This is a genomic window from Okeania sp. SIO2F4, from assembly GCF_010672385.1.
Taxonomy (GTDB): domain Bacteria; phylum Cyanobacteriota; class Cyanobacteriia; order Cyanobacteriales; family Microcoleaceae; genus Trichodesmium.
Genome location: NZ_JAAHGT010000207.1, coordinates 1 through 12,059 on the forward strand (window position 1 = coordinate 1; position 12,059 = coordinate 12,059).

The 12,059-nt window shown below is 31.9% G+C and carries 6 protein-coding genes; 2 read left to right on the forward strand and 4 right to left on the reverse strand.

Going from position 1 to position 12,059, the window contains the following annotated elements:
• Positions 1-887 precede the first annotated feature (887 nt).
• From F6K22_RS15095 to F6K22_RS15110, 4 genes are all read right to left on the reverse strand, one after another.
• Complete coding sequence (locus F6K22_RS15095) at positions 888-1,661, reverse strand: superoxide dismutase (protein ID WP_293099078.1); 774 nt, start codon at positions 1,659-1,661, stop codon at positions 888-890.
• 562 nt (positions 1,662-2,223) lie between these two features.
• Positions 2,224-2,871: a tellurite resistance TerB family protein gene (locus F6K22_RS15100; RefSeq protein ID WP_293099081.1), complete on the reverse strand. Its 648-nt coding sequence runs from the start codon at positions 2,869-2,871 to the stop codon at positions 2,224-2,226.
• Positions 2,872-3,734: 863 nt separating this feature from the next.
• Complete coding sequence (locus F6K22_RS15105) at positions 3,735-4,916, reverse strand: aldo/keto reductase (protein WP_293099084.1); 1,182 nt, start codon at positions 4,914-4,916, stop codon at positions 3,735-3,737.
• 5 nt (positions 4,917-4,921) lie between these two features.
• Complete coding sequence (locus tag F6K22_RS15110) at positions 4,922-5,440, reverse strand: AP2 domain-containing protein (protein WP_293099087.1); 519 nt, start codon at positions 5,438-5,440, stop codon at positions 4,922-4,924.
• 1,069 nt (positions 5,441-6,509) lie between these two features.
• Between F6K22_RS15110 and F6K22_RS15115 the strand changes: the two genes are divergently transcribed.
• Positions 6,510-7,178, forward strand: a complete 669-nt coding sequence (locus tag F6K22_RS15115; protein ID WP_293099090.1) for a hypothetical protein — start codon at positions 6,510-6,512, stop codon at positions 7,176-7,178.
• 2,436 nt (positions 7,179-9,614) lie between these two features.
• Entirely contained in the window at positions 9,615-11,600 is a 1,986-nt protein-coding gene (locus tag F6K22_RS15120; protein WP_293099092.1) for an ABC transporter ATP-binding protein/permease, read from the forward strand.
• The last annotated feature ends 459 nt before the right edge of the window (positions 11,601-12,059 follow it).

Consider the following 12,059-nt stretch of genomic DNA (forward strand, 5'->3'; position numbering starts at 1 on the left):
GAACGGCGCAGTAAGGGTTTGAGGACTTTTTTAGTTATGTTTATTGACAAAGACTTAAATGTAAGTATAGACTGATAAGATGCGGTTGGCTTAACCGTCAATGCCTGTGGATGAGTAACCGCCGACGACCTCACAAGAAGCAGCAATAAAAGATTATCAGGCATCAGAGAATCAGAAAGATTTTCATTCTATGAAGCTTCCATAAACATATACCCCTGTTTTTCTGAAGGTTCGCGCCAAATACTGCGGAAAAATATTGCTGCTCGTCGCCAAAAATTTCAATTCTCCAAAATTAACTAATTTTCCCACCTATCAAAAATCTAGATAACCGCCAAATTTTTTTCCCTCATCAAATCTTTCCATCCATACCTCCTCAGTGGAAAACCACCAATATTTTCATTCTCTGAAGCTCCAGAAAAATTCGGCGCGTCGAAGGATTTTCGGTTGCATCCTCACAAAAATTCTGATACTATAAAAACTATCTGGAGTTGTTCGCCTATACGCATGATTTTTTATTCAACTCAATTTCCTTGCTAAGAGATAATCGAATATTCAGGAATTTTCCCCAGGAGCAATAGCAGAAAGATTTTCATTCTGTGAAACTCTCATAAACATATATGCTTGTTTTTCCCTCATCAAATCTTTCCATCCATACCTCCTCACTCAGTGGAAAACCACCAACATTTTCATTCTCTGAAGCTCCAGAAAAATTCGGCGCGTCGAGGGATTTTCGGTTGCATCCTCACATAAATTCTGATATCATAAAAACTGTATGGTGTTGTTCGCCCGTATACATGACTTTTTATTCAACTTAGCTAACTAAAAAACTCAAACCAATTCAACTGATAACTATCAACTAAAAACTGTTAACTAAAAACTGCTAACTGTTAACCAATAACTGTTAACCCCTTCTCATACCTGCGATTAACCTCCGACCAATTAACCACATTCCACCAAGCATTCAAATAATCACCCCGACGATTTTGATAATTCAAATAATAAGCATGTTCCCAAACATCATTACCCATAATCGGATAATCCCCAGTCAAAAAAGGACTATCTTGATTAGCAGTGCTAATAACCTTTAACTTTCCATCCTTACCCAAAACCAACCATACCCAACCACTACCAAAACGACCACCACCAGCAGCATTAAACTTTTCCTTAAAACTATCAAAATTACCAAAACTTTCATCAATAGCAGCAGCTATTTTCCCTTTAGGTTTACCCCCACCATTAGGACTCATAATTTCCCAAAACATTTTGTGGTTAACATAACCACCACCATTATTTCTAACAGCAGTACGAATATCCTCCGGTAAACCATTCAAACTACCCAATAAATCCTCAGCACTCTTGTCTTTAAATTCAGGATACTTAGCGATCGCCCCATTCAAGTTTTTAATATAACCAGCATAATGTTTACCATAGTGAAACTGCATAGTTTCTCGATCAATATAAGGTTCCAATGCGTCATATTCATAAGGCAAAGGTGTTAGTTGAAACCCCCCCGAACTTTCAGCTAGCTTAGTATCATTTGGTGAACTAGATGGAGTTACTGAAGAAGAAGAATTATCTTCCGATATTTGACAACCATGTAGAGTCATAACCCCTAAAGTTGCACTTAGTGATATCAAAAAATTACGGCGATTAAGATTCATTATTAGTTACAAAAAAACAGTAGTTTAGATAGAGAAAATCCTGTTATGAATTAAGTCTAAAGTTGAAAATATAAAAATTAATCCCAAATTTATTTAATCAAATAAATTTATAATTATTTTTAGTAATTGCTGTCTTCTACTTTCATAAGTAAAATACTGCAAAACGTGATTTTGCTAAATCTGTAATAGTTTTGTTTCAAATATCTATAAAAAAACTATCTTTGTAGATTCCATGAATAGTAAAATATCAAAATTATTACTTAATTAACCATGCCATTTCCTCTTTCATTCTTGATAAGTCATCAGTTAATTGTGAAATATTTCAAACCTGTTATTTAAGAAAAAATACAAATAAAGATAGCTGTAGTAAAATTACATAAAAAACTATTAATTTTTTTGCACTCTTACTCGCTATTATCAACAAGTAGAAATATTTTTATGAAACTTGTCTTCAATTTCACACGATATTTTTAAAATATATTACATATTTTAGCTGCTTTGAACCTCCCAGTACTATAAATTCAATAACTGTTAACTGTTTCAAAATTATTCTGCCTGACTTTTAGAACATCCATGGTGGTGCTGCCTCCAATTCCATTTCTATTTGATTCTCATCTCCAGTTTCATCAATATTAAGTATTACTAATTCATCTTTTGGAGTCCGAATTTTAATATTTAATGACCTTAAGCCTGTGGTAGTATCAATATACCCTTCATATTTAGAACCGATAGGTAACTTTGATAAAACTTCGTCAATTTTTTCAATTAATCTTCCAGAATTATGATAATACTTTGTCGCATCTGCAAATATTTTATCCACCTTTTCTTGACTAATTTTTAGAGTTTGAGCCAATCCCATCACAAAACTATCTTCTTCTTCTGTTACTTTATCATCTGCTATTGCTACTTTAACAGCTAAATCAAAGGCACTTTCGATTTCCTGTTCATCTTGAAGCACCTGTTTAGCTGCACAAAATAATGCTTCATTTTTTTCTTGACGAATAATTCTTAAAACCTTTTCTCTAGCTGCATCTACTTCTTTAGCATTAAATCCTTTTCTCAGTAAAAAACCCTCGATAATTTCTACTTCATTCATATCAATATCACCATCAACAGCCATAACCATTAAACCAATAGCAAAAATGGCTTCGTTGGGAGTTAGTTCTTCAGAACATTTTACTTTACTGTTGAAAATATGTTCATACGACATAGATTTTTTTGAAGCTATGAAATTTGATTTACAATAAGAATAAGAAGGAGAGATAATAAATAATACTATATAGTAGCAGTAGTCATCCTCAAAATTCTTGCATTGGAGGCTGAAAAAAATTACTTTTATCTATAACATAAATTACTAAATACCAAGTATTTACTCCAATAAATAGTTTTGATCGCAGGTAGAGTAGAAAGTTTATAGTAATTGATATTAAATTATACTGTTTCACGGCAGTCATGTGTAAAAAAGTTAGTTAAAAGTAATATTTTTTAGACTCATAAATTTGACGCTACAGTAACAGTAATTTTAGGGAATTATTTCGCATAAATTTGAAACTATTTGTGACTTTTTAAAAGTAAATTTGCATCAGCAGTAACTCAGTAAAGTTTCATAACATTTATTTTCAAATCGTGCCATACATAACTGATTAAACACAATTATCTAATTCTAATAAATTCTTTTCTACATAGTTGGATATAAGCTCATTTTCTGCTTCATACTTTACACCAAATATCTTAATTTATTTGCTCTTTATTCTAGTATAAATATCTTTATTTTTTAGTATAAATACTTTTAATTATATAGGGATGTTTAATTTTACTACCAAAAAAAGTAGAAAGAAATTTTTATACAGAAAAAACTTTTTTTACTAATAAATTTTTACCAATATTTTTTTTTACTTGCTGATAGTATGAAAATCAAACTTCTTACCCTTGATTATTTTAAATCTAGCTCTAAACAGAAATTTATATAATTTTTCACAAGTTAGATATTTCAGTGCCTATATTATCAGTTATACTTTTGCCTCAAATATCCTAAATTTTTACCTTATTAAACCAATTAAAGTAATCAATAAATTAACTTTGAGATAAACGTTGTACTGGTATTCCTCCTAGTAATTTATGAGCATCTTGGAGAATATCTGCAATTTTATCAGCATGGGGACTTTGAGCAAGACATTTACTCAAATCATATTTTTCTACTTGTTCAGCATTTGCACCAGGAAACCAGTGACTACCATTACCTAATAAGTTATAACGCATTTTACCGTATTCAACCATATTGTAGGCGATCGCTAAATTTCTTAACCATAATATTACTGGAATGTTAATATTTCCCGGAGTATTTTCTGGAGTAGGCAAACCAATATGCCAAGTTTTGCACCAATTTTCTCCTAGTTGAGCGATCGCTTCTTGCTCTAGTCTGATTAATATGGGTGGTAATACCTCATCTGTTTTATCTAAAAATTCTAATGTTTTTAAGTGTTCGTCAAAATCTGTAGGTTTTGATGCTCCCAAACTCAATGTATGAACTTGTGGATGACTCAAACAAAATAGATCGTTAAACACCATAGGACTAAGTGGATAGCATAAATCTATTAATTTCTGTGGTGGATGATACAGTTTACCACCCTTATCAGAAGGACTAATAATAAATACTCCCATATCAAACTCTTTAGCAGCTTCTATTGCCGACCAATTACCTTGATTAATGTAGTACCAGTGTAGGTTAACATAGTCAAATTGATCTGTTTCTATAGTTTTAATTATCACATCAGTAGGACCATGAGTAGAGAAACCAATAAACCTAACTTTTCCCTGCCGTTGTAATTTTCTAGCTACATCCAAACAACCTCCTGGTCTAACAGAGTAGTTGAGTAGTTCTAATGTGTTAATCCCATGTATTCCTAGCAAATCAATATATTCTAGTTGTAAAAATTGAATAGACTGCTGAAACTTACTTTGGAATTCTTGAGGGTCGGCGCTTGGACTAACTTTTGTTTGGACAATGAGTTTTTCCCGTGGTAGTTTGGGTAAAATTTCTCCCAGTTGTATTTCAGATGTGCCATAACCACGAGCAGTTTCTATGTGGTTAATGCCACATTCTAGGGAGCGACGAATTGTATTTTCTAAGTTTTGTTGATTATTTGGTGGGATTTGATTTTTGGGAACATCTTGCCATTGGTATTGATACCTCATTCCACCACAGGAAAATACTGGCATTGATAATTCTGTTCGCCCAAAGCGTCGATATTGCATTATCCTCAATAGTCTCTATTAATTTCCAGAGAAGGTTCTTCTCTTATTTCTACATTGTTTGTAGCAAAATTTGTTCTAGCTAGAGAACCATAATACTTTCTTGCTGCTTCATCGTAAGCAATAGCTGCATCTTTTTCCACTTCAAAACGACCTAAACGTATTTGCTTTTTGTAGACTTTAATTTCTGCTATCCATTTGCGTTTATCTTTACACCAATACACTCCTCGGTATTTTGATGAATGTTTTACACTAGGTCTCCTGTGCATTCGCGCACTTCCTTTAACCAAGCGTAAGTTTTCTCGCTGATTATCTAGTTTATTGTGATTAATATGATAAACAGATACACCCATAGGAGCATCCATAATTACTCTGTGCATATAGATAGTGGTTCTCTTGTCATCTTTTTTTATTGTTCTGGCAGCAAACCCATCTATCAAATACCATTTATGTTTTGATAATTCTTCATAGTCTTGTTCATCGACTATTACTACTTGCCCTCTGGTAATCAATATTTCTTTAGACATTTTTTCAGCCTTCTTGTTTTATTAACTAAAAAAAAATAACTAATCTCTTCAAACATTTGAGGCTACTACACAGTGTTTGAGAACATAATTATTTAACTTTTTTTCTATCTAGGAATAGCTAAATTAATTTTTCTGACTGCACCTCAATTGTAATTAATGAATCAAGTTTTCTTAATTCATTTATTTGATGTTTTTTTGACTGAGAAGTATGAGTAATATTCTTTATGTCTTTATGTACCTACTTCCTAGTATTTGAGCATTAGTAGATGTGGTTAAATTTTTTTGTATTAATCACCTCCGAAGGGTTATAGCTACCCATAACTCGATCATAATGATAATCCCACTTTAATTTTTTTACCACTTCAGGTCAGATAGATTTAAGTAAATTAGCGGAGTTATCGAAATTTGCTTTAACTTTGGGAAATATTCTAACTCCTGCACAGAATGAAAAATAAAGATAATCTCCTAAATTTTTATAGATAAATTTTCCCTTAACAGAAGTCAATAGTTATTTATTGTCCATTAGATGATCGAAATATACTTTGTTAATACCATAGCACATAGTAAGAGGGTTCAGCCAAGTTAAATTTGTTAGTATGGGATTAATTAAGCCATTTATACCCCTTTTTTCCCACAATCTTGACTATTAAGTTAATACAAAGCTTTTTCAATAAATCAAAAATGTAATTTTTGTGTATCTTGATTCTTATATTTAGTATAGAAATGAAAAAAAAACGCTACAATTTATAATTTCAGTATCTTGCTTCAAGTTTAATGTGAGTTAAATTTTAATTTGTAATATTTTCTGGTAAATTGCGATTCACCAAATTTGGAACCAGATGAATCAAAAATTTTAATTTGATTTTAGTATAATTTAATCTATCAGAATCTCTAATCTATATAGAGTACACAGTAATCAATATTTTTCAATAAATACTTAAATAGTTGAAAATATACAAATTCAGGAATAATTACAGTTAATTATACGGTTGAATAAAAAATATTTTTTGTTGACATCACAAAAAATACAGAATAAGATCGTATTAAACCTAGATAATTATACCATTTTATGACTACCCTAATTTTCACAATGCTGTGCTACTCTGCAACATCTTATCTTTTTTCCGGTTCAATTTGCTACCTGGCAAATCAATCAGATGTTAAGAAACAGAAAGAAACAGTTAAGAATAAACCAAGTCAAATAAATTTAGGAATTATTTTGTTATGGCCTTTGTGGATTTTCAAAGGAATTAACCAAGAAGAAAAGGTTATTAACTTAAGAGAATTAACTCAAGAAAATCATATAAAAAAGCAGAATACAACTAAATATTTTCAACATAAAAAAATTGACAAGCCCATAGGAGAGGTTTTACAAGATGCTGGTTTAATGACAGACAGTCAGGTAAAAGAAATTTTGCAATATCAAACGGGAAATCGTCATCTCAAATTTGGAGAAATTGCTGTCATGTGGAGAATAATTAAGCAAGAAACGGTAGATTTTTTCGTAGACATATTTCCTCAACTAATAACAGAGAATAATAAAAAACCAGTTGGTGAATATCTGAAATTAGCAAATTTATTGAATGAAGAACAAATATATTCTATTTTGATAGAACAGAATCAAACAAATTTACGCTTTGGAGAGGTTGCAGTACAAAAAGGATGGCTGCGACAAGAAACAATTGATTTTGTATTGCAGTATCTCAAGGGAGAATTTACTCCTGTTGTAGAAAACTAAATTTAGTCTTTGTCAAATTGGTGAGATACACAAGTTTAGGATTTTCGGGAATAGGTAATAGGGAAAAATCAGCCCTCAAATTTTAGCCCAATTATATTACCTCTTCTCACATTTACCTTGGCTACTAGAAAAAGTTAATCTAGTAGTATTTTTTTTACTGTTAAGTAGTCAAGCCAAATTAAATTTGGTGCTTAAGTTAAGTAGATAGGCCAAATAATTTTGGCTCTACTTATAAAGTATACAAGTAGATTTTTTTTCCTATTGCCTACTTCCTATTCCCTTAAAAATGTTGAATTAATTTTAAACGGGTACTTATTCTCACAAACTGGAGAGAATAGATAGTGGGTAATATGGAAAAATCAGCCCTCAAATTTTAGCCTAACTATACTGCCTCTCCCTACATCCCCTTTATATACTAGAAAAAGCTATAGAAATAGAGGAAAGTTACTCTTCAAAAGCTAGTTTTTTGGACAATGATGAGCTACCGAAATACGATGAAAAACCCCAAAGGTGGCAACCTAGCGGAAAAAGAGTGCAAAGAGGACTATATAGTACTCAAGCTTTCAGCTATATTAATGCAGATTGCAATGGTGCTGCTAACATCTTGAGGAAACTAAAGGCAAGACTTGAATTAGATTTGAGTCGAGTTACTAGAGGTGTTTTGACCACACCCATTAGGGTTATGCTTTGGACTAATTCTGTGCAAAAATCCTCCCGCTTCTAGCCGGAGGGACTGTCAAACCTGCCAGATAAGGATCTAAAATCCCAGTATATTGTTCACCTTTCTAAAGATTTGGTCTCTAGTTGAGGGATGGCCGTTTTTACAGCTTCTATAATTTGGTTGTCAACATTACATGGAGTGTTATAATAAGAATTAGAACTGATATAATGGATTTTCTGTTTAACTAAAGCTCCTTCTCTACAAGCAATGGCTCTAAATTTGCCATTGATTTCTAAGCCTTACTGTGCTATGCAACTGCCGATGGAATTGACGAAATAATTAATAGTGAAGCGATCGTCATACACTAACATTTGTGGTCTGAATTTGGGTTTCAAAATCTAACAATAACTAGATTATAAGCTTCAATTAATAGTCTCTTTTCTTCTAAGGATATGCCACAGGGGTAACAACCAAATTTGACTGGTACATAATCTTGGACTGGTGTAATAGAAGATAGTTGAGTAGTTTCTTTTCCGATTAAATTAGCCTGAAAAATTGCTTCTTCAATTCTATATTGTTAGTTCAATAATGCCATTGAAACTAACGAAACTCCAGCCTTCTTGGTAGCAGGTGGGAATACCTCCTGCTAGAGAAAAGTGACAATTAACAGGGTTTGACTGTTGGCTACGAAATGAAATGGCTGTTGATTCGCTTTGTTCTAGGCTAATTTCTAGATAATTTACGCGATTGTAGTAATCGCAAATTTTGGCTTGTAATTGTTCTATAATAATATGATTTTTGGTGAATTTTGTAGCAATTATCTATTTTTATAATGAATAAGTTTCTATTAATTGAAATTGAGTGTAGAGATTTTACTGAAATTCGTAGCTGTTGTGTACTTCCTGAACTGACATCAACTTTTTGTCAGCTCTAAGCTAATTGATAATATAAATATATTGGTGGCAGTTAGGAGTCAGGACTCAGGAGTGATAATTTTTAAGGTTTTCAGTTCAAATTAACTCTTATCAAAATTATCACAACCAATGCGCGGATTGCGATAGAAGACCAGTAAAACTCGATTGAAAAATACCTGAAATTATAATTTTACATTAGGTAGGATTATGAAATATTTAATTTGTATTGTATGTAGTCGTTCTGATGTTAATGAAGTATACAATTTTTTTCTCTTTCTTATGACCTACAATCAAAAAGTATGTCTCTCAGCAATTTGAGAACCGCTATATACTTTTTTTAAGTTATAAATGAAAGCTTCAATAATCAAATTTTTACTTTATTAGCAAATGTAAAAATGATTATAACGTAACACTATAAATATGAAAATTATAGCACTACCCATTAAGGTATTTTACACCCATGAAACTTCAAAAACTGACAAGTAATAGTGTGTATTCTAGCTGAATGCTGAATGCTTATAAGTATATAGAAAATTACAGATATATGAAGTACAAACATTAAATAAGACCTCGCTATTAAAGGAGAAATTTAAAGAAAACGATTGTGCAGTGGGTATCTTGCTTGCCACAGGTTGATCTAACTGATATTAAATCGCCTGTATATATTAGCTATTGGGAATACTTTTGATTAATTATTGCTAAATAATAAATCTAATTAAAAGCAAAATCATCTATTGAATGTTGCTAAAAAAAAATAAAATCATGTACTTTGGCAAAAAATATATGTGAGATTATTTAGATATTTACATCTAAATAATAATAGAGTATTATCAAGAAAAGTGAACTGTTACTGAATAAAAAATGAGTAGACTAGATCGTAAACTTTGGAATGATTTTTTGCATATTGCTCAACCATATTTTTATCCTTTAGAAGGAGGTGGAAGTAAAGTTTTCCTAGGACTGTTATTCCTACTTTTAATCTTTTTATTTGCTGCTGTTTTTGTAATTGTTAGCTTAGTATGCCTAGGTAGTGAAGCGATATTTGGCGAATCATTCAATAGTATTGCGCCTGGTTTAGTCAATACAATTAAAAATATAATTAATTCACACTGGATATTTGTAATTATTTTAATGATAGTCGTTCCTGGTAGTGCTTTTTGGTACCACAGAAGACGAATTATACCTCGTTGGCAACCTTGGGCACTATTAAGTTTACTTTTATTATTATCCCTATCAGTTAGTGGTTTAAATGTAATTATTAGCTATGTAGGCAACTTTTTTACTACTGCCCTAGCAGAAAAAGACCAACCGACATTTTGGCGATTTCTATTTGTTTATGCCGGAGTATTTATTGTTGGTACTCCAATTGTTGTAGTTTACACCTATACACGCCAAAAATTAGGATTATATTGGCGAGAATGGATGACTAGCAAATTTCTCGACAACTACTTACAAAATAGGTCTTATTATCAAATTAACTCAGAGGGGAAAATTGATAATCCAGACCAAAGAATGGCAGAAGATATTAAATCCTTTACTAACCAAAGTTTGTTTTTTCTACTGACAATTCTTAACTCAGTAATTGATGTAATTTCCTTCACCGGAATTTTGTGGTCAATATCAGTATCGCTGTCAATATTTCTAATTTTTTATGCTGTGACAGGAACATTAGTAGCAGTAATTTTTGGCAGGAAATTAATTACTTTAAATTTCAACCAACTCAGACGAGAAGCAGATTTTCGTTATGGATTAGTGCATATCCGTGACAATGCTGAATCAATTGCTTTTTACCAAGGAGAAGAACAGGAATCATTGCAAATCAAACAAAGATTTGCTCAAGTTTTTAATAACTTTAATTTGCTCATTGGTTGGCAGAGAAATGTAGATTACTTTACCACTGGTTATCGATATGCAGTTATAATTTTGCCTTCTTTAATAATGGCTCCTATTTATTTTGCGGGTGAGATTAAATATGGAGATATTACTCAAGCAGGTTTTGCTTTTAGTCAAGTTTTAGGAGCTTTTTCTTTAATAGTTAGTCAAATCGACAATTTAACTGCTTTTGCTGCTGGTATTAATCGTTTGGCTAAATTTAGAGACACATTAGAAGAAACACAAAAATTACCAGAAATAGGAAATAGGGAAATTGATATTAGAGAAAATTCTCGACTGGCGCTAGAAAATATTACTCTGAATACTCCCCTAAATCACGAAGATATAAATGAAACTCAAAAGACTCTGGTTAGAGATTTATCAGTAGCATTACAACCTGGTCAAGGATTATTAATAGTCGGTCAAAGTGGAGTAGGTAAAAGTTCTTTATTAAGGGCAATAGCAGGTCTATGGAAATCGGGTACAGGTTGTTTAATACGCCCTAATTTGGAGGAAATGTTATTTTTGCCTCAGCGCCCTTATATGATTTTAGGAAGTTTAAGACAACAGTTGTTATATCCTAAAGTTAATCTAGAGTTTGATGAGTGTGAATTAAGAAAAATTTTGAAAGTTGTTAATTTAGAAGATTTACCAGATAGATTAGGTGGTTTTGATGTAGAGTTACCATGGGAAAATGTTTTATCTTTAGGAGAACAACAACGTTTAGCCTTTGCCCGACTATTATTAACTAATCCAAATTATGCAATTTTAGATGAAGCTACTAGCGCCTTAGACTTGCAAAATGAAGGCGAACTTTATCAACAATTACAGACAACTAAAACCACATTTATTAGTGTAGGACATCGTTTAAGTTTGTTAAAATATCATCACCAAGTTTTAGAATTAACTGGTAATGCTAATTGGCAAATATTATCTACGGAAGATTATCAAGCAAGAGTGAGTTTATTCAACTAATTTAGTAATCTTTAACATCACAGAAGGGCGTATAATACTAATAAGAAGGAAGAAGGAAGCAGAAAGAAGGAGAGTACATGAGTCTATAGATCGATCTAACTACTCCCTATCCCCTTCTAGAACGAAAAAAGTAGTAGCTTTCCAGTTGTTCAAGCTGAAAAAGCTAGTAGAAAAGGCAGAATAATTGCAGCAAAATTACTGTGACAAAATATCAAATACCTCTGCTATAATTCCCCATTCCTCCTAACTACTCCCTATCCCCTTCTAGAACAAAAACTACTCCCTATCCCCTTCTAGAACAAAAAAAGTAGCAGCTTTCCGGTTGCTCAAGCTGAAAAAGCTAGTAGAAAAGGCAGAATAATTGCAGCAAAATTACTGTGAGAAAATATCAAATACCTCTGCTATAATTCCCCATTCCTCCTAACTACTCCCTATCCCCTTCTAGAACGAAAAAAGTAG

Excerpts from the sequence above, each read along its gene's own strand:
- F6K22_RS15095 (WP_293099078.1), bottom strand. The coding sequence starts at position 1,661 with ATGAATCTTAATCGCCGTAATTTTTTGATATCACTAAGTGCAACTTTA.
- F6K22_RS15100 (WP_293099081.1), bottom strand. The coding sequence starts at position 2,871 with ATGTCGTATGAACATATTTTCAACAGTAAAGTAAAATGTTCTGAAGAA.
- F6K22_RS15105 (WP_293099084.1), bottom strand. The coding sequence starts at position 4,916 with ATGCAATATCGACGCTTTGGGCGAACAGAATTATCAATGCCAGTATTT.
- F6K22_RS15110 (WP_293099087.1), bottom strand. The coding sequence starts at position 5,440 with ATGTCTAAAGAAATATTGATTACCAGAGGGCAAGTAGTAATAGTCGAT.
- F6K22_RS15115 (WP_293099090.1), top strand. The coding sequence starts at position 6,510 with ATGACTACCCTAATTTTCACAATGCTGTGCTACTCTGCAACATCTTAT.
- F6K22_RS15120 (WP_293099092.1), top strand. The coding sequence starts at position 9,615 with ATGAGTAGACTAGATCGTAAACTTTGGAATGATTTTTTGCATATTGCT.